Origin of the sequence: Paenibacillus jamilae (genome assembly GCF_050482105.1) — a bacterium.
Taxonomy (GTDB): Bacteria; Bacillota; Bacilli; order Paenibacillales; family Paenibacillaceae; genus Paenibacillus; species Paenibacillus jamilae_B.
The window spans coordinates 271,943-297,417 of record NZ_JBCNHI010000020.1; the positions used below are offsets into that span (position 1 = coordinate 271,943).

General features: G+C 46.8%; 26 protein-coding genes. 20 read left to right on the top strand and 6 right to left on the bottom strand.

All coding sequences use genetic code 11. The features are described 5' to 3' along the window. The first annotated feature begins 54 nt into the window (after nt 1-54). The 10 genes from ABEW32_RS20110 to ABEW32_RS20155 all read left to right on the top strand — a co-directional run bounded on the left by ABEW32_RS20110 (nt 55) and on the right by ABEW32_RS20155 (nt 5,796). On the top strand, nt 55-342 hold the full coding sequence (locus ABEW32_RS20110) for a Dabb family protein (RefSeq protein ID WP_013309679.1): 288 nt from the start codon (nt 55-57) through the stop codon (nt 340-342). 24 nt (nt 343-366) lie between these two features. After that, nucleotides 367-807: a DUF86 domain-containing protein gene (locus ABEW32_RS20115; RefSeq protein WP_430191125.1), complete on the top strand. Its 441-nt coding sequence runs from the start codon at nt 367-369 to the stop codon at nt 805-807. Nucleotides 808-815: 8 nt separating this feature from the next. Continuing rightward, the gene (locus ABEW32_RS20120; RefSeq protein WP_430191127.1) at nt 816-1,463 is read left to right on the top strand and encodes a helix-turn-helix transcriptional regulator; all 648 of its coding nucleotides are present in this window, start codon (nt 816-818) and stop codon (nt 1,461-1,463) included. 97 nt (nt 1,464-1,560) lie between these two features. Continuing rightward, nucleotides 1,561-1,884, top strand: a complete 324-nt coding sequence (locus tag ABEW32_RS20125; RefSeq protein WP_430191129.1) for a YtxH domain-containing protein — start codon at nt 1,561-1,563, stop codon at nt 1,882-1,884. Between the two features lie 209 nt (nt 1,885-2,093). Continuing rightward, nucleotides 2,094-2,903 carry a glutamate racemase gene (gene racE / locus ABEW32_RS20130; protein WP_430191131.1) on the top strand — a complete coding sequence of 270 codons (810 nt, stop codon included), beginning with the start codon at nt 2,094-2,096 and terminating at the stop codon, nt 2,901-2,903. A 119-nt stretch (nt 2,904-3,022) separates the two neighbouring features. Further along, nucleotides 3,023-4,279 (top strand): M14 family zinc carboxypeptidase, encoded by a 1,257-nt coding sequence (locus ABEW32_RS20135; protein ID WP_430191133.1) that lies wholly within the window; start codon nt 3,023-3,025, stop codon nt 4,277-4,279. 136 nt (nt 4,280-4,415) lie between these two features. Continuing rightward, a complete protein-coding gene (locus ABEW32_RS20140; protein WP_058711182.1) occupies nt 4,416-4,682 on the top strand; it encodes a hypothetical protein in 267 nt (88 codons plus the stop codon). A gap of 203 nt (nt 4,683-4,885) precedes the next feature. Further along, the gene (locus ABEW32_RS20145; protein WP_013370462.1) at nt 4,886-5,188 is read left to right on the top strand and encodes an iron-sulfur cluster assembly accessory protein; all 303 of its coding nucleotides are present in this window, start codon (nt 4,886-4,888) and stop codon (nt 5,186-5,188) included. Between the two features lie 23 nt (nt 5,189-5,211). Next, nucleotides 5,212-5,433 (top strand): YuzB family protein, encoded by a 222-nt coding sequence (locus tag ABEW32_RS20150; protein ID WP_430191136.1) that lies wholly within the window; start codon nt 5,212-5,214, stop codon nt 5,431-5,433. A gap of 93 nt (nt 5,434-5,526) precedes the next feature. Next, nucleotides 5,527-5,796, top strand: a complete 270-nt coding sequence (locus ABEW32_RS20155; protein WP_430191138.1) for a hypothetical protein — start codon at nt 5,527-5,529, stop codon at nt 5,794-5,796. Nucleotides 5,797-5,920: 124 nt separating this feature from the next. On the opposite strand, the gene ABEW32_RS20160 is transcribed toward ABEW32_RS20155, so the two are convergent. Together ABEW32_RS20160 and ABEW32_RS20165 are read right to left on the bottom strand one after the other, a co-directional pair. Then, entirely contained in the window at nt 5,921-7,903 is a 1,983-nt protein-coding gene (locus tag ABEW32_RS20160) for an LTA synthase family protein (protein WP_430191140.1), read from the bottom strand. 187 nt (nt 7,904-8,090) lie between these two features. Then, complete coding sequence (locus ABEW32_RS20165; RefSeq protein WP_430191142.1) at nt 8,091-9,251, bottom strand: THUMP domain-containing class I SAM-dependent RNA methyltransferase; 1,161 nt, start codon at nt 9,249-9,251, stop codon at nt 8,091-8,093. Between the two features lie 156 nt (nt 9,252-9,407). Here ABEW32_RS20165 and ABEW32_RS20170 point away from each other — a divergent pair, with 156 nt between their 5' ends. Then, nucleotides 9,408-10,052, top strand: a complete 645-nt coding sequence (locus tag ABEW32_RS20170) for an O-methyltransferase (protein ID WP_430191144.1) — start codon at nt 9,408-9,410, stop codon at nt 10,050-10,052. Between the two features lie 106 nt (nt 10,053-10,158). Here ABEW32_RS20170 and ABEW32_RS20175 read toward each other — a convergent pair whose 3' ends face one another. Then, nucleotides 10,159-11,379: an MFS transporter gene (locus tag ABEW32_RS20175; protein WP_430191146.1), complete on the bottom strand. Its 1,221-nt coding sequence runs from the start codon at nt 11,377-11,379 to the stop codon at nt 10,159-10,161. A 230-nt stretch (nt 11,380-11,609) separates the two neighbouring features. Between ABEW32_RS20175 and hemE the strand changes: the two genes are divergently transcribed. From hemE to ABEW32_RS20220, 9 genes are all read left to right on the top strand, one after another. Continuing rightward, on the top strand, nt 11,610-12,656 hold the full coding sequence (hemE, locus tag ABEW32_RS20180; protein ID WP_430191148.1) for a uroporphyrinogen decarboxylase: 1,047 nt from the start codon (nt 11,610-11,612) through the stop codon (nt 12,654-12,656). Nucleotides 12,657-12,686: 30 nt separating this feature from the next. Beyond that, a complete protein-coding gene (hemH, locus tag ABEW32_RS20185) occupies nt 12,687-13,628 on the top strand; it encodes a ferrochelatase (protein WP_430191150.1) in 942 nt (313 codons plus the stop codon). Between the two features lie 7 nt (nt 13,629-13,635). Further along, a complete protein-coding gene (gene hemY, locus ABEW32_RS20190; protein WP_430191151.1) occupies nt 13,636-15,081 on the top strand; it encodes a protoporphyrinogen oxidase in 1,446 nt (481 codons plus the stop codon). 137 nt (nt 15,082-15,218) lie between these two features. After that, nucleotides 15,219-16,643 (top strand): CapA family protein, encoded by a 1,425-nt coding sequence (locus ABEW32_RS20195; protein ID WP_430191153.1) that lies wholly within the window; start codon nt 15,219-15,221, stop codon nt 16,641-16,643. An 81-nt stretch (nt 16,644-16,724) separates the two neighbouring features. Next, entirely contained in the window at nt 16,725-17,495 is a 771-nt protein-coding gene (locus ABEW32_RS20200) for a glycerophosphodiester phosphodiesterase (protein ID WP_430191155.1), read from the top strand. Between the two features lie 38 nt (nt 17,496-17,533). After that, nucleotides 17,534-18,157, top strand: coding sequence for a fumarylacetoacetate hydrolase family protein (locus ABEW32_RS20205; RefSeq protein ID WP_430191157.1), 624 nt, complete (start codon nt 17,534-17,536; stop codon nt 18,155-18,157). A 209-nt stretch (nt 18,158-18,366) separates the two neighbouring features. After that, complete coding sequence (locus ABEW32_RS20210) at nt 18,367-19,173, top strand: DUF92 domain-containing protein (RefSeq protein ID WP_430191159.1); 807 nt, start codon at nt 18,367-18,369, stop codon at nt 19,171-19,173. Nucleotides 19,174-19,240: 67 nt separating this feature from the next. Beyond that, nucleotides 19,241-19,819 carry a TetR/AcrR family transcriptional regulator gene (locus ABEW32_RS20215; protein ID WP_430191161.1) on the top strand — a complete coding sequence of 193 codons (579 nt, stop codon included), beginning with the start codon at nt 19,241-19,243 and terminating at the stop codon, nt 19,817-19,819. Between the two features lie 121 nt (nt 19,820-19,940). Continuing rightward, nucleotides 19,941-21,890 (top strand): ABC-F family ATP-binding cassette domain-containing protein, encoded by a 1,950-nt coding sequence (locus ABEW32_RS20220; protein WP_430191163.1) that lies wholly within the window; start codon nt 19,941-19,943, stop codon nt 21,888-21,890. Nucleotides 21,891-21,973: 83 nt separating this feature from the next. Here ABEW32_RS20220 and ABEW32_RS20225 read toward each other — a convergent pair whose 3' ends face one another. From ABEW32_RS20225 to pepF, 3 genes are read right to left on the bottom strand one after another with little or no spacing between them, the layout of a single operon-like run. Beyond that, entirely contained in the window at nt 21,974-23,011 is a 1,038-nt protein-coding gene (locus ABEW32_RS20225) for a M42 family metallopeptidase (RefSeq protein ID WP_430191165.1), read from the bottom strand. Nucleotides 23,012-23,024: 13 nt separating this feature from the next. Continuing rightward, nucleotides 23,025-23,447 (bottom strand): LapA family protein, encoded by a 423-nt coding sequence (locus ABEW32_RS20230; RefSeq protein ID WP_430191167.1) that lies wholly within the window; start codon nt 23,445-23,447, stop codon nt 23,025-23,027. A gap of 54 nt (nt 23,448-23,501) precedes the next feature. Then, nucleotides 23,502-25,298 carry an oligoendopeptidase F gene (gene pepF / locus ABEW32_RS20235; RefSeq protein ID WP_430192000.1) on the bottom strand — a complete coding sequence of 599 codons (1,797 nt, stop codon included), beginning with the start codon at nt 25,296-25,298 and terminating at the stop codon, nt 23,502-23,504. Nucleotides 25,299-25,475: the final 177 nt, after the last annotated feature.

The following is a 25,475-nucleotide window of genomic DNA, read 5'->3' on the forward strand; positions in this document are numbered from 1 at the left end:
GGTGTTATGATAAAATTTTCAAGAGAACATTTTTAAGATAAGGAGCCTATACGCATGATTAAACATATTGTTTTGTTCAAATTGAAAGACCGCTCCCCTGAAAGCATTGAACATACGGCATCCATTTTACGCAGCATGAATGGTAAAATCAAAGAGCTGCTGTCACTTGAAGTAGGTACGGATGTGATTCGTTCAGAACGTTCTTATGATATTTCCCTTACCGCTGTGGTCGAAACACTGGAAGATTTGCAAACGTATCAGGTACACCCTGTGCACCAGGAAATTATTGTACACATGAATGAAGTGAAGGATGTATCTATCGCAGTTGATTATGAAATCTAAAGCGGTTACTGGAGGTGCAGGACTTTGTATTATGTCAACCGGGAACAAATTGAGCTTCGACTAAGGGCTGTTCCTGACATTGTCGCCGGACTTCGCCAGACATCCGCCGCCTGGAATGGCGATTTGTTGCAGGGGTTAGTGCAGGAGCGTTGCCTTCATCTGGCCATTGAGACGGTAACGGACGTAGGAAGCTATATCATCGACGGTTTTATTATGCGTGACGCCAGTAGCTATGAGGACATTATCGGTATCATTCATGAGGAAGGTGTTTTGGATGATGCTGTATTTCATTCACTATTAGAGCTGGTAGCCTTGCGCAAACCCTTAGTACAGGAGTATTTCCATTGGGACCGGACAAGTCTTCACCCACTTACACCTAAGCTGCCTGGGTTGCTGGAGCTTTTTGTATCTAGCGTGCACGATTATTTAAATAAGGAATTGGGTCCTCAGCCCGAGGGAGTGTAAAGGCAAAAGTGACGGATAAGTATATCGTACCCGAAATGCCCACTAGGCGCATGATCTTGACACTATTGAAAACCCAGGGACCTGTGGGCGTCGGAAGCTTGGCAGCTCAATTGGGCATTACCGAAATGGGGGTGCGCAGGCATCTCAAATTAATGGAGCAGGATGGTCTGATCGTGGCTACGATCGTGAGACAGGCGATGGGACGCCCGACGTTTTTGTACAGCCTGAGCGATCAGGGAAGCGAGCAGTTTCCTCGTAATTATGATCATCTGTTACTGGAACTGCTAGAGGAACTGGATGAAGAGCAGGGAATGGAAGCTGTTCACTCGTTGTTTGACGGTAGAAAACGTAAAATGATGAAGCGCTACGCCCCTCACATAAAGAGTGAATCTACATTGGCTTCACGTGTGGAAAAGCTCTCGGGCATCCAGAACGCTTCGGGTTATATGGCAGAGTGGCGTGAGGAGAAAGATGGTAGTTACTCTATTATGGAGTACAATTGTCCTATCTCTCAGATAGCCAATCGTTATCGCAAGGCTTGTGAATGCGAACAGCAAATGTTTGAGGAACTGCTCGATGCCGAGGTTGTCCGTGAGGATTGTTTGGCGGATGGAGGCCGTTGCTGCCTGTATCGTATCCGCTCCAAAGATAAGTAGAAATTTTCCTAGCTTGTTCTCTGTATCATGACAAGCTCTCCATGCTTATAATGCATTAACAGATGGGCATTCGCCCGGGCACAAGGGAGAGATGAATATGAAGGAGAACTACAAAAGCTTTATCCGTGGCGCGTTGGCAGGCAGCATTGCTGGTTCGATTGCTGCATTGTTATTTGCTCCTAAGTCAGGTCGCGAGCTACGTCAGGATATTACAGATCGGGCGCGTCACGTGAGTGACAAGGGGCAAGAGCTTGCGGAGAAAATTTCAGACACCTCCATGGAGTATACTGACAAAATTAAGGAGACAGCTTCAGCCGTTATTCATGAGATAGGTCAATGGCGTAAAAAGAGTGATATAGCTTCAACGGTTAGTGTTTCAGCCGTGTCTGTTCAAGAGAATACGGGAGAGGATGCTCTGTAACTGTCTGTATAGTGTAGGTGAAACAACCGACTATAATCTGAGCTTAAGGCTTCCCCCGTTAGGGTGAAGCCTTTTTGTTGATCGCTTCCTCGTTTTAGGGTAATCTTTGGGGGTACCTTTTACGCGAATACGACATAAGTTATGTAGCAACGGATAGCTTTCCGAGATGAAACAACTCATATTTAAACAAAAAAGGAAGCGGTGTGTACGTGCAGCAAGCGATTGCAATATTGGACTCCGGTGTAGGAGGTTTGACGGTTGTAAAAGAAGTCATGCGTCAGCTTCCCCGGGAAAAAATCATTTATTTTGGAGACACTGCGCGCACCCCGTATGGTCCCCGACCATCGGAAGAGGTCAAAAAATTTACAGAGCAAATGGTTGATTTTCTGATTCAATTTAATCCGAAAGTCATTATTATTGCTTGTAACACAGCAACAGCTGCGGCATTGGAGTATATAAGCCAAAAGGTATCCATTCCGGTGATCGGAGTTATCCACCCTGGGGCTCGTGCTGCAATCAGTGCGACCGCTACCGGGTATGTCGGGGTGATTGGAACTGTCGGTACGATTCGAAGCGGAGCATACACAGCTGCGCTCAAGCAGTTGTCTCCCTATGTAGACGTGGTGAGCCACGCTTGCCCTGCACTTGTGCCTTTGGTGGAACAAGGGTTGTTCCGTTCTAAGACGACATCGCAGGTTGTGGAGGAATCATTGAAACCTATTCAAACGTATCCGATTGATTGTCTGATTCTTGGGTGTACGCATTATCCTTTTTTGAAGGAAACGATTCAGGAAGTCATGGGTCCGGCAGTGAAGCTTATTAGCTCAGCAGATGAAACTGCACGAGAGACGAGTACCATTTTGTATAACAAGGGCAAGTTGGAGGCCGGGGATGAAACGCCGGTGCATCAGCTTTTTTGTTCCGGCGATCCAGAGTTGTTCCAGCGCATTGCCGCGCAGTGGCTTGGAGAGCAAATTCGACAAACGCCTGTTGTTTGGCAGGTCACCCATCTAGATTAACGAGACAACCAACTTTTTTGTCATTGGACAAATGAAGTTGGTTGTTTTGCTTTTCGCTACATCAAGACACGCAGCGTCAGCATAACATGCATTAAGGCAGATGGAAGGGGCGTAGTAAGATGAGGGAATATATCGTTCAAAAAGGAGATACATTGCACCGGGTCGCCTCGGCTTTTAGAATATCGGCGGATACTTTGATCGCAGATAATCCGTGGGCCGCCACGCAACCCTATCTGATTTGTGGTCAATTGCTATATATTCGTCCGTCTACGGAGCGTAAATACGTTATTCAGCCTGGGGAGAACGCACGACAGATTGCCAAACAATTCGGTATACAGCTTGGTAAACTACGGCTCGCCAATTCCAGGCTTGCAGAGCATGATTTTGTAGAAGGAAAGACAATTATCATTCCTGAAGATCATCAGGATCAGATTGTACGGTTACGTGGAGAGTATAGTTATGACGATTTGAAGGAAGACCTGAAGGCATTGGCCCGCAGATATCCGTTTATTGAAGTTGGCAGCATTGGCACCAGTGTCATGGGGAAAGATATCCCTTATATACGAATCGGGCAGGGAACGCGGAAAATTCATGCCAACGCTTCTGTACATGCTAACGAATGGCTGACCACACCTTGTCTGCTGCGTTTTATAGAACAATATGCACAAGGAATTGATGGAAGTGGAGAACAAGACGCTGGGCAGCTTCACGGTGAACAGAGGGAACTGACGGAGAATCTTCAATGGGTGTATGGGGGCTCTCCGCTAGATTTGATGGAGCATACATCCTTATGGGTCGTACCGATGGTCAATCCGGATGGAGTGGAACTGGTGCAACAGGGCGTACTCCCAACTCATCCGCTGTATCATCAACTCAGAAAATGGAATGAAGGACGTGCTGATTATCGTGGCTGGAAGGCCAATATTCGCGGTGTCGACCTTAACGATCAGTTTCCGGCGTATTGGGAAGAAGAGGTACGCAGACGCGGTAAGACAGGTCCGTCTCGACGAGACTATGCAGGGCCCGCGCCTTTGTCTGAGCCAGAGTCCAAGGCCCTTGCCGCTCTAACGGAGCGCGAACAATTCGACATGGTATTATCCATACACAGCCAGGGACAGGAAATCTATTGGAATTATCGGGATCTGGAGCCTAAGGAGAGTCGAGATTGGGCATTACAGCTGGCTGCCGCAACAGGGTATCGGGCGGTAAAGCTAGGGGGAAGTGATGCAGGGTATAAAGATTGGTTTATACAGCGGTTTGGTAAACCGGGATTTACCGTTGAAGTCGGTCTAGGCGTAAATCCGCTGCCTATGCATGATTATGATGATATTGCAGCAGAGGTTGGCATGTTAATGGCGACGGTGCTGTCATGGTAACAGATCGGGCCTGCTGAAACGTATTGCACCCTTTGCGCGTATTAGGAGGAGCACGTTTTTAACAAGTGTTCCTCTTTACACGTCCCTTCAATAGGGTATATATACTTAGGAGCATTGGAAATGGAGTGAACAACCTATGAAGTGGAAAAGATTACTATCTCTCCGTCAGTGGTCACATGTATTTCGTCGTATTCCGCGCCTAATTACCTCTTCGAGGATTCCTTTGGGTGAAAAATTACTTTTTGCGGTGCCTGTATTGCTTTATTGGATACTGCCAGATGTCATGCCATTTATGCCCATCGATGACATTGGCGTGACGTTATTGCTTATGAATTGGTTTGTTACTCGTGCTGAACGAAAATATCCCGATATGCTTGAAAAACAGCACGTACGTGTCCGATAGATGAAAGCTTATGAATTTCGTGATTGCGATTTTTTGCGATTTTCTTTATAATAGGAATATTGCCTTGTGCTATGCTGCACACCTTCTTTTTATCAAGAAGAGGCTAATTATTGGAATTTTTGATTTTACTCGCTAGGTTGTGTGGAGTAGATGGTATCCATCAAACCACATTTCATTAATGAATATGAAGGAGATGAAGCTGAATGAACTGCAAAATTACTCGTAACGCAGCTAAAGTATTGAAGCTTGAACTGGATAAGGAAGAGAACCAAGGAAAGAGCTTGCGTGTTGTCATTACTCATGCTCATGGAGACCATGCTCATTACGGGCTGGATTTGGACACGCCTAAGGAAACAGATACTGTTGTATCTACGGATAAAGGCATTGATGTAATTTTGGAAAGCGGTCAGCCGTTGCTGGATGGTGTGAAAATTGATTACTTGTATTTCCCCGAAGAAGGATTTGTCATTACTAACCCTTCCCAAGGTAATCACGGCGACCACTAAGCCGGAGCTCGGAGGGATGACAGATGGCTAATGATATTCGCGTATGTGATGAGTGCAATCATATCCGCTTAAAAACGATCTTGCCTAAGTTGAAAAAGATGGCACCCGATGCTGACATCAAAATCGGTTGCAAATCGTATTGCGGTCCATGTGGAAAACGGGCATTTGTGTATGTGAACGGACGTTATGTGAGTGCGGCTACAGAGGATGAAGTATTAGAGAAGGCAGCACGCTTTATAAAATAGTTTGAGTGCGTATCGTTGGCACCTCTTGAATAGTTTCCCTCCTTCTGATCCATGCTAATCGATGTAGACCATGCCTAGAAGGAGGAGTGACTCATGGCCCAATATGATTCCAAGCTCGACAACCACAGTGTCGAGGCTCAAACACAAAACTCGGTGGACAAGCTTCACAATGCTGTCTCTCAGGCGCTGTCTCATCCGGCTGAGCAGCTAATTGAGCAGGCGGAGCAATCGCAAACTCATGCGGAGCATGCCATACAGCAGGCCAAGGATAGCCTTGGTGACGATGCAGTAGAAGTTGCTGAGGAAATGCTTGGTGAAGAGGTACAACGGCTTCAACAGGCTAAAAAAACGTTGCGCTCCTGAGCCTGGTTAATAGTAAAGAGCGCAGTCAAATGACTGTTAATACAAAAATCCCGATCCACAGCCCTAACAAGCTGCTGGATCGGGATTTTTTGTATTATATCAGGGAGTTATGCAAACATCCTTGTTACTTCTTTGCTTCAGTCTCCCAGTTGCGAATAAGATCATATGTGATGACCTGATCGGATATGTTCAATCGATTGAGAGCCTCGGTATAGCCCGGCCCGCAGGCGTTCACATCGGTAGGTTGGCCTGAACTCAGATTGTAACAGGTTCCCTTGGAGAATGTACCGTCCTCAGATGGAATGTAGTACACTCGTCCATCCGTGAAAGCACCAGTACGCAGCACAACCATACGAGGTTTTCCGCTAAACAGATCGTTACCCATAAAATGATATGGTTTTGTAGAAATCCCAAGTAGATGCATTACAGACGGCGTCAAGTCCAGCTGTCCCGCTGGCTCTGTGTACGTGCCTGCCTGACTTCCGTCAGGAAGATGCACAAGTAAAGGCACCTGATTCATAATTTTCTGCATGTCTAAATCTGTCAGCGGCTTGCCTAAAAACTTTTCATACAGTGCCTTGTCTTTAATGGAATTGTCATGATCTCCATAGAACATCAGGATCGTATTATCCCACAATCCGTCTTTCTTCATCTGATCTACCAATTCACCCAAAGCTTCATCCACATAATGAACGGATTTCAGGTAGTCTCCGAACATCGTACCTTCAAATTCCCCAACATCCAAATCTACAGCGTCAGGTGACAGGTTGTACGGATGATGGCTCGAAATGCCTACCATATAGGCGTAAAACGGTTGCTTAACTTCAGTTGTGAGATCGTTGAGCGTTTGTCTAAAAAAGGATTTGTCTCCCAGGGACCAGCCGAGGGGCTCATCTATTTTAAAATCTTTTTTACTATAGAACTTGTCATAGTTCATTGCCTTATACATCGTGTAACGGTTCCAGAAGCTGCTGTCGTACACGTGAAACGCATTGGGGCTATAACCGGTATCCTTCAAAATGGAAGGCAACGTATCGAATTTATGGTCCGCGTAACGGATAAATACTGAACCCGTAGGAAGCGGATGCAACGAAGCATGTGTAGAGAAGTCTGCATCCGAAGTACGACCTTGTGCAGTTTGATGGAAATAATTATTAAAATACATACTTTCCTTCGTCAATTTGTCAAAGTTAGGCGTGATTGCTTGACCGTTGATCTGTTTGCCGATGAAAAAGTTCATAAATGCTTCAGCTTGAATGACCATCACATTTTTGCCCTTATACTTGCCGTACAGGTCATTTTTTACCTGAAGTAAATTCTGGTGTTGGTTAAACCATTCTTTATCTTTATCGGATTCCGCCTGGGCCAATGTAGGCTGGGGTCCAAGATGATCTTGACTGTAGCGATAGATATCATATCCGTGAAATCCGATCAATCCAGTTACGTTGTATAAGGCCATCGACCACCAGTTGCCAACAAATATGCCGGTTGCCCAAGTAGAGGTATAGATTTTGATCGGCCCAAATGTCAAAACATAGCCAATCAGGAAAGCCAATGCCCCCTTGGAGAAGCGAAGCAAAAATCTTTTAGTAAAAGAGCTTCGTGATGCTGCTAAGTAATTATCATTCGTTGTATACCGACGCCGCAAGGAAGCTACGAATATGACGTACGGAATGAATAAAATCCAGTCTGCAAAAAATAAAATATCCCACCAGTACATAAGAGACGCGATACTTCCACCCAGAGAATCAACTTGTCCAGCTTGAAGCAAAACGGGAATCGTAATGAAATCCTGGAAATACCGATAATAAACCATGTCGGAATAAATGAGTGCGGTGAGCAATATATCGAGCACTACAAGAGCAATCAAACGTCCGCGACGTGGTAGCCACAAGGTCCAGAAGCTTACAAGCAACAAGGAACCAATAGCAATGACATAATCCAGCGGATTCATGTCAATATTTTGGGCATGCAGGTTATAGTGAATCAGTACGAGCTTGCCAATCATGAGTACAAAAAACAGAACTAATCCGAAATATTGAGACAGCAGTAGTCTGCTGAACATGTTACCAGTGCGTCTTGCACTGGTCGTGCGAATAACCAACACTTTACCCCCTCCGGCAGAAATGTTCGGCTAGTATAAACTACATATTAACGTAATGTTAAAACCGAAATGCCTTTAATTATTATAGCGCTCATCCTGCGCTTTTCAATGATTAAGTACAGGAAATACAGCACAAATCAGGCCAGAACAACGAACGAGGGGTTCGTTTCCTGGCCTGTAGCTCGATCATTTAGGACTGCAACGGCGAAGAATCTTTGCGACGTGGAGGCAGGGGGCCCAGATACTGATAGTATTGGCATTCGATTCGACCGTTAAACAGCTTACGGCGCTTGTCGGCTTTACGGCCCCAATAATGCTCAAATTGCTTGGTGGAACTAATGGCAAAGAAGGACCAAGTCTTCATTTCGGCTGCTGTGCGTGCGAGTGTACGAATGAGCTTTTCCACCTCGGCTTGCTCGCTCAATCTTTCGCCATAAGGTGGATTTGTAATCATCACACCATACTGGCCCTCAAGTCTAACCTTGCTGGCAGGCAGCACTTTTAGTGAGATATCTTTAGCAAAGCCAGCTGCTTTGACGGCTGCTTCAGCAACTTGTATGGCATTAGGGTCGATATCGCTGCCTGCAATCTCAAAAGGAATGTCATCACGGGTCAGATCCATCGCCTCGTCACGAGCCTCATTCCATAATTCTCTGCCAATGACAGGCCAGTCTTCCGAGTTAAAGGTGCGTCTCAGACCTGGCGCAATGTTCCAGGCTTGCATAGCTGCTTCAACCAATAGAGTACCAGAACCGCAGCATGGATCATAGAATGGTCGATCCGGGCTCCAGCGACTAAGCTGAATAAGAGCGGAGGCCATCGTTTCTTTGAGAGGCGCCTCTGTAACAAGCTTGCGATAGCCTCGTTTGTGCAGTCCTGGACCAGTTGTGTCCAGCGTTATCAGTGCACGGTCATTCAGTAGAATGACCTCAATGACATAACGAGGACCATCCTCGGCAAACCAATCTGTATGGTAGGTTTCCTTGAGCTTTTCTACAATCGCCTTCTTGACGATTCCCTGACTGGCTGGTACGCTACTAAGCTGTGATTTGTGTGAACGTCCTTCTACGGGAAATTCACCGTCTACAGGAATCCAATCCTGCCAAGGCAATGCTTTGGTACCCTCGAATAGCTCGTCAAAGGTAGTGGCAGCAAACTCGCCCATTTTAATAAGAACGCGATCTGATGTGCGAAGCCACAGGTTGCACCGGCATATATCCTTATAATCTCCGGAAAAAACGACGCGGCCATTCTCGACGGTCAGATCCGTGTACCCCAATTCTCTAAGTTCTCGGGCTACAACGGCCTCCAGTCCCATCGGCGCAGTTGCAATTAGTTGCAGTTGAGTCATTAAACGTATTCACTCCGTCCCATAATCATGTAAGCTTGGTTCAATCCCTATAGTATAGGTCATTGTACTCGAAGAGACAAATCATTAAGGCAAATAATTTGCGAAGGACACCGCGCCCAACCTGCGTTATGATAAAGCTAGAAGGAGAGATGAAACGTGGAAATTACACCCAATATGACACCTGAACAATATGTAGACCAGCTGGTACAGGAAGATGAGGCGCTGCGCAGTATTAGGGAGGCTATCGTTAAAGAAGGGATGCCGGAGGTATCGGTTGCTCATCCCTATGGAAAGCTGTTGACTTTTCTAATTGAAGTCTCAGGTGCACAGCAGGTACTGGAGATTGGAGCATTAGGAGGATACAGTGGATTGTGCCTGGCCCGTGGGCTGGGAGAGAAAGGTCGCATCGTGTCCCTGGAACTGAAAGAGGCGTACGCAGCGCTGGCTCATCAACATATGAAAAACAATGGCTATGGTGATCGTGTCGAATATCTTATCGGACCCGCAGTGGACGGCCTGAAGAAGCTCCAGGAAGAAGGAAAGACTTTTGATTTTTTCTTCATTGATGCGGACAAGGAAAATTACCCAGTGTATCTGGAATATGCGATTGCACTGGCCAATCCAGGCGCTATAATTGCCGGGGATAACTGTTTTCTTCGGGGACGGACCCTGAATGTAGACAAGAACGGCCCTGCCGTACAGGCTGTGAGACGTTTTAACGAAACGATAGCAACGGACCCGCGGCTGGTCAGCACGCTTTTGCCAGCTTATGATGGGTTGGCATTGGCACGAGTGAAGTAACAGATACCCTTAAGTGTAGCTATATATACCAAAAGAACCTCCTATCCACAGCAACGTGGAGCGGAGGTTCTTGTCTGTTAGGCAGGCTTTCCTACCGAAGATTGTCTTACCTGAAATCAGGCGCAGCCTTACGATCATAAAGCTTCATGCGTACCCAGATGATATTGACAATCAGCAGAACACCAGACATGATGAACAGTCCTTCGATGCCGATAAATCCGGAAAGCACTCCGCCAATGACCGCACCCAGCATATTACCGAGCGCCAGTGAACTGGTGTTGAATCCGAAAGAGCGGCTTTCCATTCCTTCCGGTGTATAGGTGCGAATCAGCGCATTTACACTGGGTAGCAGACCGCCCATAAACACACCCATAAAAAAACGGATAATGACAAGCTGCCATACTTCATTGACAAAAGCCTGCGGAATGAGCATAACCGCCGTTCCGAGCAGTGAGATTGTCAAGATCTTGTGTGCTCCTATTTTGTCACTTAATCGTCCAAGGAGCGGTGCGGCTACCATATTGGATACGCCTGTAATAGCGGTAACGAACCCGGCAACTAGGGCAATTCCTTCTGCTGAGCCATACAGCTTTTGCACATATAAAGGTAGCAGAGAGACTGTGCTGATCATGGCAAACTGAAGTAAGAATGTCACGGTGAACAAAGCCGGAAGCTGGGGGGTATGGCTTAGCTCCTTTAATCCGGCAAGAACCGAAATTTGTGGAGTTCGTGCGGCTTCCGCTTTGCTGAAATTTTCCTTAACCAAAAACATCGCCATCAGAGAGGCTAGGAAAATAAGAGCTCCTGTAATGTAAAAGATCGGTCTGAATCCGACCCAGTCAGCCAAAAATCCGCCAAGCAAAGGGCCGAGAATCGTGCCAGCCATTTGACCGGATTGCATAATTCCCATAGCAAATCCGGTTCGCTCTTTGGGAGTGGTACCCGACACTAGGGAAATAGAAGCCGGGTTGAAACCCGAAATTGTACCGTTTAGCAGGCGAAGCGCCAGCAGCTGCCATGGGTGGGTGACCAAACCCATACACCCGATGACCAAAGCCATTCCGAAGCCAGAGCGAAGCAGCATGACTTTACGTCCATACCGGTCGGCCAGCTTGCCCCATAATGGCTGAAATATAAACGAGGTCAAAAAGTTAGCTGCAAAAATAACTCCTGCCCACAGACCTATATCGTGCTCGCCCTTCACATGGAGGTCTTGAGCCAGATACAGGGCAAGGAACGGAGTGATCATTGTAATGCCTGCATTGACCAGAAACTGACCGAACCAAAGCACAATGAGATTGATTTTCCACGTCTCCCACGTTTTCAATGTGCTTTCACTTCCTTTCTGCCATTCTCATCCTGTTGTAAAGGTGCTTATTAATGGATAACTTCCCGGAGCTTTAAAAAAGCCATTTCTCTAGTATAGCACACTTCATTGAAACTTTATCCAAATGTCATGGGTTTGTCATGGTTTGTTTGAGAGCGGCGGTTGTTACGACTCTTGAAAAAGGGCATAATAAAATATAGTATTTATGATTCGAACTGGAGGCTGAAGTCATGACCTACAATGATACTTTTATCCGCGCTTGCCGCAAGCAAGCTGTGGATCATATTCCCGTATGGTACATGCGGCAGGCCGGAAGGTATGACCCTGAGTATCGCAAAATAAAAGAAAAATACACGCTGCTTGAAATCTGTCGCCAGCCCGAGTTGGCCGCAGAAGTGACGTTGATGCCCGTGCGCAAGCTTGGGGTGGACGCTGCAATTTTATATTCTGATATTATGAATCCGGTAGCCTCGCTAGGGGTTGATTTTGATATTGTCAAAAATATTGGCCCGGTTATTGATAATCCAATCCGTACCGCTGCAGACGTGGACAACTTGCGTCCGATTGATGTAGAAGGTGATTTGGGTCATATTTTGGAGACCATCCGTATTTTAGACCGTGAACTGAACGTGCCATTGATCACGTTTGCTGGAGCGCCTTTTACTATTGCAAGCTATTTAATAGAAGGAAGACCCTCTAAGGGATATATTCGCACCAAAGCGATGATGTATGGGGAGCCTGAACTGTGGCATCGTCTAATGGATAAGCTAGGGGATATGGTTATTACATACGTGCGGGCCCATATCGCTAACGGTGGTAAGGCTTTTCAATTGTTTGATAGCTGGGTAGGTGCACTCTCGCCTTATGATTTTCAAACGTTTGTGTTGCCGACCATTGTACGTATTTTCCATGAGTTATCCGATCTGAATGTGCCTAAAATTTATTTTCCGGGCGTAAGCTCCGGTGAATTGCTTCCGCATTTGAGCGGGGTAAAAGCCGATGTGATTGGACTAGACTGGCGGGTAAGTATACCTGAAGGACGTCGTCGCTTGGGGAACAGTTTTGGTGTTCAGGGGAATCTGGACCCGTATGTGCTTACTGCGCCAATGAATGTGATCAAGCAGTACGCAAAAACCATCATAGATGAAGGCATTCTGGAGCCGGGCTATATTTTTAATCTCGGTCACGGCTTATTTCCTGAAGCCTCGCTAGATAAGCTAAGAGAGCTTACTGATTATGTACACGAGTATTCTCGCTCTGTTTTGTCAAACAATTAACACACTAGAAAAGATAAGAGGGATCAGCTAATGAAAACCAAAGTGGGTGTACTGGTCATGTCCTACGGGACGCCGGAGAGTCTGGACCAGGTTGAAGCGTATTATACACATATTCGCCGTGGTCATGCTCCCTCACCGGAGCAGTTAAAGGAATTAAAAGATCGCTACGAAGCCATTGTGGGCGGCGTGTTTCCGTTGCGTCAGAATACAGATCGACAGGTTCACAACCTACAGGAAACCTTAAATCGGGAAAATCGCAACCCGGACATCGAATTTGTTTGTTATCAAGGGCTCAAGCACGCCAAGCCGTTTATTGAGGATGGTATCGAAGCGATGGTGCAAGATGGCATTCGTAAGGCGGTGGGTGTCGTGCTGGCTCCGCATTATTCCGTTATGAGTGTAGGTACTTATATCAAGCGCGCACAGGCTAAGGCACAGGAACTGGATCTGGCTATCTCATTTGTGGAGAGCTATTATCTGCATCCAAAGCTGATCAAGACGCTGACTGAGCGTGTGAACGCAAAGCTGGCGCTGTTCGAAGAAGCTGGAGCCAAGCGGGACGAGGTTCGTGTTCTGTTCAGTGCACATAGCTTGCCTGAGCGGATTTTGGCTATGGGTGATCCTTATGTGGAGCAATTAATGGCTACTTCGCAGGCTGTTGCGGATAAGGCAGGAATTACCAATTGGCAGTTTACGTGGCAAAGTGCCGGCCGTACAGCAGAGCCATGGCTGGGACCTGATATTTTGGATACCATGCATAGCCTTAAGGAAGAGCAAGTGGAGTATGTGCTGGCTGCGCCAGTCGGTTTTGTTTCCGATCATTTAGAGGTGTTATACGATTTGGATATTGAAGCACAGGCTTTGGCGAAGGAATTGGATATGCGTTTTCAGCGTATTGATTCACTCAACAGTGACCCGCTGTATATGGAGACGCTTAGTGATGTCATCATAGACCAATGGAAAAAGGGATGAGGGCATAATGGAGCAAAAGGTACGTAATATTGTAATTGTAGGCGGAGGCTTGACCGGGCTTAGCACTGCTTTTTATACACGGAAAATGTACAAAGAAGCTGGCTACACGCCTAAGATTACACTGGTGGAAAAGGCTCCCGTGTTGGGCGGGAAAATTGAAACGTTGCACAAAGATGGTTTTGTCATTGAAAAGGGGCCAGATTCCTTTCTGGCTCGTAAAACGGCCATGATCGACCTGGCAAAAGAGCTGGAGCTGGATCATGAGCTGGTAAGCACGAACCCTGAGGCTAAAAAGACATATATTTTGCATGCAGGGCAGCTTCATCCGATGCCTCCTGGGCTGGTGCTGGGCATTCCAACGGAGCTCAAACCATTTTTACGTAGTGGCTTGATCTCTTTAGGTGGAAAAATGCGGGCTATGATGGATTTTGTCATTCCACCTCGTCGTGAACCGGGAGACGAGGCGCTGGGTGATTTTATTGAACGCCGACTGGGCAAAGAAGTGCTAGAGAATGTAACCGAGCCACTGCTGGCGGGAATCTATGCTGCCAACATGAAGACGCTAAGCTTGCAGGCAACCTTTCCACAGTTTGCTGAGGTAGAGCAGCAATACGGAAGCCTCATTCACGGGATGATGACAGGGCGGAAGCCAGCTGAAACACACACAGGTACGAAGAAAAGCGCTTTTTTGACCTTCCGTCAAGGCTTGCAAAGTTTGGTACACGCATTACTGAATGATTTGTATGACTGTGATCTACGCACCGGAATCGCTGTTACCGAATTCACAAAGATCACGGAAACAGAAGGAAGTTCCTATCGCGTGATGTTGGACAATGGAGAGACGCTAGAGGCGGACGATATTTTTGTAACGACTCCTAACTTCGCTGCTGCGCCGCTATTGCGAGAGCATGTGAATGTGACTGCACTGGAAGCGGTAAATTATGTATCCGTAGCGAACGTAGTCATGGCCTTTGATAAAACAGATATTGAGAACGTCTTTGACGGCTCCGGCTTCCTGGTTCCTCGCAAGGAAGGACGTAGCGTAACTGCATGTACGTGGACGTCCGCCAAGTGGCTACATACCAGCCCGGATGATAAGGTACTGTTACGTTGCTATGTTGGGCGAGCAGGAGCTGAAGAAACAGTAGAATTACCGGATAATGAGCTGATTGCGGTAGTCCGTAAGGATTTGAAAGAGATGATGGGAGTTACAGCAACTCCGTTGTTCACGGAAATTACACGTCTTCGCAATTCCATGCCGCAATACCCGGTAGGGCATCCACAAGCTATTGCTAATCTGCGGGAAGAGCTACGCAGTGCGATGCCAGGAGTGTACGTTTTAGGCGCTGGCTATGATGCAATCGGTTTGCCGGACTGTATCCGTCAGGCCAAGGAATGGGCCTCCAATGCTGTCCAAGCAGCACAACAGGAAGCGGTCAAGGTACAGGTATAAACGTTCGATAATGAACCCTTCGCGATATAGGCGAGGGGTTCTATTTATATAGAAATTTGATATATAATGGAGAAGGTGTAAAATTCGCCAGCTAATAAGGAATTCATGCATATGTAGTAGCATAGAAGGAGTGAAGAATGTACCCTCCCAGGTCACAGAGAAACGAAGGTCGAAAGAGAGCAAGAAATCCAAAAATAGGTAAGGCATGGATCATTACGAATCTGGTCCTGCTGTTCATGATTGTAGGTCTTTTCGGTTATTATTACATATTTGAACGCAATAGTAGTGGTTCTCTTGCGGAAAACGCCAAGTATTCGCAAACTGAAAAGAACATCCAAACGGAATCTGCTAAAGATGATGAGCACTCTACTCCCTCAGGGAGTGAAAATGTTAATGAAACGAAGCAATCTACGGTTCCAGACACAGGCAATCGTCCTGTGACATCGCCCGACACGAATGTCTCCAAAGGCAGCTCTTCAGGAGCAAAATCTTCCTCAGAGAAAGACGGGCAAGCACAGGAGGAGTCATCCAATAAGGATGTAGACAACGATGATGCATCCACCGAGAAGAGGGAAACGGAGGACGTCAGAAAATTAGATACGGATGATGAAAATTCGCCAGCAGTTACACTACACTTCATAGGGGATGTGCAATTTTCCGGTAAAGTTGAGCAGAGGCTGGAACAGAATGGATTTGATTTTCCATACCAATATCTCGGAAGCTTGTTCCATAAAGACGATCTGACGATTGCCAATCTGGAAACGCCAGTGACTACTAAGGGCGTCGGTGCGTTAAATAAAACGTATGTGTATAAATCTTCGCCCAAGGCGCTAACTGCAATGGCAGCGGCAGGGATCGATGCTGTAAATTTGGCCAACAATCATATTTTGGATCAGGGGACAAGCGGATTACTGGATACCCTGAAATATTTGGATGAAAAGGGTATAGCTCATGCTGGAGCCGGGCGTAATGCAAAAGAAGCGTATGCACCGCATTATTTTGAACGTAACGGGATTAAGATTGCGTTGCTGGGGGCTACACGTGTCATGCCTGAAGCCAACTGGAATGCGGGTGCCACACAGCCTGGTGTAGCGGGGGCTTATGACTCGACCGCGATCGTAAAGTCCATTCGTGAGGCACGAAATCAGGCTGATTTGGTGATTGTGATTGCCCATTGGGGCAAGGAGCGGGCGACTGCACTTGAACCCCATCAAACCGAGTTGTCCCACGCTTTTATTGACGCCGGGGCTGATCTTGTCGTTGGCGGTCATCCTCATGTACTGCAAGGAATGGAACAATATAAAGGCAAATGGATTGCATACAGCACAGGCAATTTTATTTTTTCTAAATCAACGGTGCCAGCCACCTGGGATACAGCGATATTTCAGGCCACCTGCACCCGCCATGGCGCTTGTAAGTTGAAGCTGTCCCCTTATCGGGCGGAGTTGGGTCAACCGATCCCATTGAAAGATGTGGAGGCCAGCAAAATCTTGCAGAAAGTAGCAGCGCTGTCACCAAGTAATGTCTCGATAGGTGTGGATGGTACGGTAAGCGCTCAGTAGCAGTAAGCAAGAAATGGATAATATGAAAATAGACAAAACGATCGTATAAGATACTCCTTTGTGGATGGAGGTCATAGCGGGATGGATCATTTGTGCGTGGCTCACCGCGGTTTCTCGGGGATTGCTCCTGAGAACACGATGGCAGCCTTTAAGCTTGCGCTGGAGCAGTCTTTTGTACACTGGATTGAGCTGGATGTACAGCTGTCAAGGGACGGTGTTCCGGTGGTTATTCATGATTTTACCTTGGAGCGAACGACGAACGGCACAGGGCGAGTTAAGGATACAGACTGGAAAGACTTGCAACGACTCGATGCAGGCAGCTGGAAAAATGCACAATATCATGGGGAATCCATTCCTTCCCTCGCCCAAGTGCTTGATTTGTGCCAGGGACGTGTATCGCTCAATATTGAGCTCAAAACTGCTGGTGATATGTATCCGGGACTAGAGAAAGCCGTGCTTCGTGAAATTATGATGAGGGGGATGGAGGGTGAGGTGGTCTTGACCTCTTTTGAGCGTGCGGCGCTACGCCGAGCAAAAGAACTGGCACCTGAAATCCATACAGGACTGATTATCGATGCACGTCCAGATGATTTGGCGAAGCAATTAGAAAATCTGCAATGCTCTTTTTTATCCATGGGCTATCCACGGCTGGACCGAAAGCTCCTGAAAGATTTAACCTCACGTGGTATTACGGTCATGGCGTGGACGGTGGATGACCGTCGTATTATGCGGAGATTGTCCTCATTGCATCCTGAATTGATGATTTGTACCAACTGGCCGGATCGCTGGGAGCAGGTTTTTTTGCTTTCTAAGCCCCGGATGTGGCACTATATACGTAAACTTATTCGTTAATGAATTGGACTACATATGCGGAAGGGTGACGGATCGTAATGAACGTAGAAATTCGTAATGTTTATTGTGTCGGACGCAATTATAAGTTACATGCGGAGGAACTGGGTAATGATGTTCCCACAGAACCGATGATTTTCTTGAAGCCATCTCATGCGGTTGTGCCGCTGGATGGTGCTACGCTGGAGCTTCCTCAAGGTAAGGGAGATATTCATTTTGAAACTGAACTGGTTGTCGCTGTCGGACGTAATTACGAACCAGGCATGACTGCAGATGCGTGTCTGAACGCTTTTGCATTGGGTATTGATTTTACACTGCGTGATGTGCAAAGCACGCTTAAGAAAAAAGGGCATCCCTGGACTGCTGCCAAAGGATTTAAATCGTCAGCACCTGTGACGCCGTTTTTGCCTTTGGAGAGCTTGGACATGCTGGAGCAGCAGGATTTTTCCTTGTTCAAAAATGGACAAGAGGTGCAGCGTGGGCATGTCAAAGATATGATCTTCTCCATCCAGCACATCGTTGAGTATATAGCGACTCAATATGGACTGGGTGAGGGAGATATTATTTTTACAGGCACTCCGGCAGGGGTAGGCCCTACAACAAGCGGGGACCGCTTTGAGCTTTACTGGGGGAGTGAACGTCAGGGAAGCTTTACCATCGGCTAAATTTACAGACGGCATTAACGAAGAGGTTAAAAAAAGCATATTCTTGGTGGCTGGGGGGATATGAGCAAAGCCCGCAGGCAAGCTGTGTGAAGGCCGTGTCTTGTGCGAAAGCATGGGACACGGCTTTTATATAAGCGTACAGCATTGTACAATGTTATACAGAACGATAAGTGAAAAATAGAGATTTATCTCAAAAGCGGGGGTTTATCATGGACTGGATCATCGGCTTGCTTTCCGCTACTGTGGTGGCGGGGGCTGCATTTTATAAAAAATCCTTAACCTTATCCGGCTTTGCTGCGGCTGTACTGATGGGAACTGTGTATTATGGGGCAGGCAACCTGTTTTGGTTCGGCACATTGCTCTTATTCTTTATCACGTCCACTCTATTATCGAAGTTCAAAAAGGAACGCAAGGCTGAGCTCGAGAAGTCGTATGCCAAAACAGGCAATCGGGATGCAGGGCAAGTGTGGGCCAATGGGGGGCTAGGCATGCTGCTATGCCTGGGTTATGCGATATGGCCTCATGTTGCCTGGCAACTGGCATTTGTTGGTGTCATGGCTACGGTCACATCCGATACGTGGGCAACGGAATTCGGAAGCCTGAGTCGCAAGCCGCCCCGTTCGGTGCTTACCGGGAAGGTGCTGGCACCCGGAACCTCAGGAGGAGTATCTGTATTGGGAACGGCTGCGGCCTTGGCCGGAGGCATACTGATCGGAATAGGCGCATGGGGTTTTGGACACGCCGCAGGAATGCTGGAATTGCCGTTATGGCTGTGGGCACTGATTGGCGGGATATCGGGCAGTGCGGGAGCCTTTGCTGATTCCTATCTTGGTGCAACGGTGCAATTGATGCGTTATTGCTCAGTTTGCAAACGGGAAGTAGAAGTAGACTCGCATTGTGGACAAGCGACAGTTTATTTACGAGGCTGGCATTGGATGAGCAATGATCGAGTGAACAGCATTAGCTCTATTTTTGGAGGATTGGTCGCACTTGCAGGGATTTTCTTTATACTCTGAACATGGGGCAGGAGATCGTTCTAGAGAATAACTGCGTGCTTCGATCATGGTTTCAGGAGGTGCAAAGATGGGGGATATGCACGGAGATAAATATGAAGCTATTTTAGACGCCGCTTACACTGTCTTCGGCACCAAAGGCTTTTATGAAAGCAAAATTTCCGAAATCGCAGAACAAGCGGGTGTTGCTAAAGGCACGGTATACTTGTACTTTAAAAGTAAAGAGCAGCTTTTTACAGCAGTCACACGTAGAGATTGTGAACAATACTTGGCCGAAATGCAAGGTGCATTGGTCAATCATGCTTTGGGAGAAGGGCTGCTGCGGATGGCCAGTTTGCATCTCCACTATTATTACAAACGCAAGCAGCATACTAAATTATTTTTTATGACACCGAATAGTGACCCCAACCTCATGGAGTTTATGCGGGGATTTATTCAGGACTATACCGATCTGGTCAAAAATAAACTGGCGTCAGAGGGTGTGCGTCAGCCCGAATTTCATGCGAAGGCATTCATTGGTATGATGGAACGCTTAAAAATGGATATTTTGTTGAATCAAGATTTCCGTGATTGTGACGTGGATCAGACGGCTGCGTTGGCAGCTAACTTATTTATGCATGGCTGTAAAGCCGGAGTACAAAAATCCTGACATGTTGTTCCTGCAAACCGTACTGGCTTTGTTCAAGCTAACGGTTTTTTTAATCATTGGCTGTCTCTGTGTTAAAATAAACAGGATGCATCACAAAATTGGGGAAGAGTAGGGAATCTGTATGAATATTATGACCGTTGAACATATAACAAAAAGCTATGGCGAGAAAATGTTGTTCGAGGATGTTTCCTTTGGTATGGATGAGCGAGACAAAATAGGGGTCGTGGGTGTAAATGGCACTGGGAAATCAACGTTTTTACGTGTTATTTCTGGCTTGGAGCCGCCAGATGATGGTAACATTGCAGTGAACAACGATGTGCGGATTCAGTATCTGGCACAAAACCCGGAATTTGATCCTGAAATGAAGGTACTCCAGCATATTTTTCATGGCAATCAGCCTGAAATGAAAGCAGTGCGTGAATATACAGAAACCATGGAATTACTGGAATTGAATTCGGGTAGCGAGGAGATCCAAAACCGCCTGCTGCGGGCAAGTCAGCAAATGGATACGTTCCAAGCATGGCAGCTGGAGAGTGAAGCCAAAAATATACTTACCCGACTGGGGATCACCCAGTTTGAATCTCGTATGGGCGTTCTCTCCGGTGGTCAGCGTAAACGGGTTGCTTTGGCTGCGGCTTTGATCCAACCCTGTGAGCTGCTCATTCTTGACGAGCCTACCAACCATATTGATAATGAGTCCGTTGCATGGCTGGAGCAATATTTGCAAAAAAGACGCGGTGCGTTGTTAATGATCACGCATGATCGCTATTTTCTGGATCGAGTGGCTAATGTCATGTTAGAGCTGGATCATGGTCGCCTTTTCCGTTATGAGGCTAACTATACTCGGTTTTTGGAGCTGAAGGCAGAACGCGAGGAACGGGAAGCGTCTTCGGAACAAAAAAGAAAGAACCTGCTGCGTAATGAGCTGGCCTGGATTCGCCGAGGAGCAAAGGCTCGATCAACCAAGCAGAAAGCGCGTATTGACCGATATGAGCAGCTTAGGGATCAGCAACCGGAAGCTCGTTCTGGATCTGTAGATATGTCCGTCGCCTCTACACGTCTGGGTAAAAAGATTTTGGAGATTGAGCATTTGTCAAAAGCGGTAGACTCCCGTAAGCTGATTCAGGATTTGAGTTACATTGCGGTTCCTGGTGATCGTGTAGGCATCCTGGGACCTAACGGTAGTGGAAAATCCACTCTGCTCCAAATGATTGCCCAGCGTGTAGAACCAGATTCCGGCAGTGTTGTACTGGGACCGACTGTGAAGCTGGGTTATTTTACTCAGGAGCATCAGGAAATGGACGACTCTCTGCGTGTCATTGAATATATTAAGGAAGAAGCCGAAGTAATTCGTACGGCAGACGGTTCGACGATTACAGCTGCGCAGATGCTGGAGCGGTTTCTATTTGCACCAAGCGCGCAATGGACGGTTATTTCTCGGCTGTCCGGGGGGGAAAAACGTCGCTTGTACCTGCTACGTGTCCTTATGTCCGCACCGAATGTACTATTGCTGGATGAACCGACAAATGATCTCGATATTCAGACCCTTTCTGTTCTGGAAGACTATCTGGATGAATTCCCGGGCGTAGTTTTTATCGTTTCTCATGATCGTTATTTCCTGGATCGGACCATGGACAAAATACTGGCATTTGAAGGGGATGGACAGGTACGTGTGCATGTAGGCGACTATAGCGAGTATGCAGAATGGATCAGTAAAAATGCTCAATCCTCGGCCAATACGTCGGACTCGACGGGGACGGCTTCCTCGAATCGGTCTTCTGTACCTAAGTCTGTGGGTTCCTCCGAACCCGTCAAGGGGACAAGTAAACCCAAGCTTAAATTTACCTTTAAGGAACAGCGAGAATATGAGCAGATTGATGAGCTGATTGAACAAGCTGAACAGAAATTGGCCGACATTCAGCGGCAGATGGAGGAATCTTTCAGCGATTCGGCACGGTTACAGGAGCTTATGGCTGAGCAAGCAAAGGCAGAACAGCATCTGGAGCATCAAATGGAACGTTGGACCTACCTGAATGAGCTGGCTGAGCAGATTGAACAAAGTAAATCTTAAAATACAAAAGCAAGTCTCCATTTAGAATGGGGGCTTGCTTTTTTTGTAGAAGATGTATCCTGTTTTCCATGCAGATATAGTGGCTAGGCCGTTACATAAGCCGTGAGCAGGAGGGCAGTGTTCACTACGGCCTGCTTATGCGTGCGCTCCATCGCGTGAGAGGCATGTACGCCAGGTCCGATCAGTGCAGCACGAATGTTATTGCCTGCTTTAAGCGCAGCCGAAGCGTCTGAGCCATAGTGCGGATAAATATCTACCGCATGCGGAATATTTAGCTCCTTCGCCAGTTCAATCAGACGGGTCGTCATGTTGTAGTCGTAAGGACCTGAGGAGTCTTTGGCACAAATGGAAACGTCCGTTTCCTTGCAGCTCAGATCCTCACCTATGCAGCCCATGTCGACAGCAATCATTTCGCTGATACCTTCGGGTATGTAAGCCGCTCCATGTCCCACTTCCTCATAGTTGGAAATGAGTAATTTAACAGTATGTCGAGGCTTCCAGCCCCCGTGTACAGCCGATTCCAATAAACCAAACAGTGCTGCTACGCTAGCTTTATCATCCAAGTGCCGTGACTTGATAAATCCACTGGGTGTTACGACCGGGCGCGCATCGAATGAAATGAAATCGCCCACCCCAATACCGAGCCGAAGCACGTCTTCTTTCGATTTGACAAGCTCGTCAATTCGTACCTCCATATGGCTCTCCTTGCGTTCAAAGCCTCGTGCATCATCATAGACGTGCACGGATGGATGACTGGACAGAATCGTGCCTGTATACGTTTGTCCGCCTCGGGTATGAATAAGACAGTATTCGTTCTCAATGCTGTTCATCATGAAGCCGCCTACAGATGTCAGGCGTAGGGTACCTTGCGTTGTTATCGAACGTACCATCGCGCCCAAAGTATCCACATGCGCACTGAGCGCCACTGCACGGTCCGTATCTTGACCTTCCAGTGTCAAGATAGCACCGCCTTTTGCATTCCATTCAATGGATATTCCTAGATTTTCGGCTTCCTTACGAATCAGCTCCATCACATGATGTGTATACCCGCTGGGACTAGGCGTGCTCAGTAGCTGATTTAAAAAGCTCATGATATAGTTTTCATTTAATTGAATTGTCATTTGTTGCTCCTCCTCATTTGGACAACCGATCAGGGTTAGAGGACGGTTGCTCTATACCTGAGTCGGATGTAGACACAGTGCTGAAAGAACCAGTCGTGTCATTGGACACATTCGCATATGCTTCCACTGCGGTTGTGTGCTCTTCTTGTAGTGTATGAAGCTGATTAGTCAGACGTTTGATCTCTCTCTGAAGCCTATATTGACGGAAGATCCCGAAAGAACCGACAATAAGTCCACCTAAAAGAGTGCAACCAAGAATAAGCAGAATCAAAGGAATGCTGACTCTACTAAACAGAAGGTTCACTTGAACCGAATTGACATTAATAACAGCAAAAACAGCTGTTAACAAAGCTATAACAAGTGCTGCGATTAAAGACCATTGTGTTTTCAAATTGCCACCTCCCTCTGTTACATTATAAAATCCCTTGTCCGCCATGGACAAGGGATTTATCCGTGCATCTTCAATGCGGGATTCTAAGTGTGCACGGTGTTACTTTCCTTCAGTTAGCTTTTCCATTTCTGTAATGACTTCCTCAAATACGCTCATCGCTTCGCGAATCGGTTGTGGAGAGGACATGTCAACGCCAGCTTTCTTCAAAATATTAATTGAATAATCACTGCCACCGCTCTTTAGGAAGCCTAAGTAACGGTCAACGGCTGGCTGGCCTTCTTCCAGAATCTGTTTCGAGAAACTGGTTGCTGCCGAGAAGCCAGTAGCATATTTGTAGACATAGAAGCTGTTATAAAAATGAGGGATTCGTGCCCATTCCATTTCTATGTCTTTGTCTACCTTCATGCCAGGCCCGTGATATTTCACATTCAAATCATAATAAATCTCCGATAAAAGCTGCGGTGTAAGGGATTCACCTTGTTCAGCACGCTCATGTACAATCTTCTCGAATTCCGCAAACATCGTTTGACGGAATACCGTTGTGCGGAATTGGTCCGCATAGTAGGTGAGGAGGTACATTTTCTCTTTTGGATCGGTAGATTTGTTCAGCAAATAATCCATCAGCAAGGCTTCATTAGTAGTGGAGGCCACTTCAGCCAGGAAAATGGTGTATTGTGCATCCCGGTACTTTAATGCGTTGTCTGAATAATAGGAATGTAGCGCATGCCCCATTTCATGGGCAAGTGTGAACATGCTGTTCAGGTTATCTTTATGGTTCAGAAGCACATAAGGGTGGGTGCCATAAGCTCCCCAGCTATAGGCGCCTGTGCGCTTATTTTCATTTTCATATACGTCAATCCAGCGCTCATCATAGCCTTTTTGCAATGAAGCCAGGTAGTCCTCGCCCAGAGGCTTAAGGCCTTCCTTGGTTTGCTTTTTGGCATCCTCATACGTAATGTCCATCTTGTATTCGTCCACAAGTGGAGCGAACAAATCATACATATGAAGCTCATCCACACCTAGCAACTTTTTACGCAGCTTGATATACCGGTGAAGCAAGGGCAGGCTTTCATGGATGGTATCAATAAGATTCGTGTACACTTCCTTCGGAATGTTATCACCGTATAGTGACATCTCCAGCACGGAAGGGTATTTGCGAACACGAGAATAAAAAATATTTTTGTTCACATTGGCACTCAATGTAGAAGCAATCGTATTTTTATTTTTGGCATATGTGTCATACACCGCTTTAAAAGCACGTTCACGTACTTCGCGGTGTGGACTTTCGAGAAATTGAATGTAGCTACCATGGGTCAGCTCGACCTCTTTGCCATGCTCATCTTTGATTTTCGGAAACTTCAAATCCGCATTGTTGAGCATTCCGAAAATCGTTTGCGGGGCTTGAGCCAGATTGCCAACCTGAGCGAGTAACGCTTCTTCTGTTTTGCCCAGCACATGTGCTTTTTCCCGCTTCATTTCTTGAAGTGTAAACTTGTAATCCGAAAGTTTCGGATCTGCAATGAAGGCATCAAGCTGATGATCTGGCAGTGCCAAAATTTCGGGAGTCACGAATGAAAGAGACTCACTAACTTCAACGCCTAGCTTTTTCGCTTTTTGCGAAAGCCCCTGATATGTAGGTTCAGCTGTATCTTCATCATGATGAAGATGTGCATACACATATACACGCTCGGTTTTGAGCGACAACTCATCTTCGAGCTTGAAGCAGTTGCCAATCGCTTCGGCTGAATTGAGCTTGCCTTGAAATTGAGCAGCCTTTTTGGCCAATTGTTTGACTTCTTCGTATTCTTGATCCCATGCCTTGCGGTTAGGGAACAGGTCTTCCAGTTTCCATGTATTTTCCACTGGCGCATCAGCGCGTTTTACAATTTCACTCATGGAGAGCCTCCTCTGATCGAACGTAATGTGGGATGGGGCTGCGTTGGTAAGGGACGGATGCCAAAACGAAGAAACCGCCACGCTTACCGTAAGCAGCAGGGCAAGAGGTTTTACAGGATGCATGTAACGGCATATCCTCCTTATACCATGGCTTGTTATGCCATAGTATGACCTTTT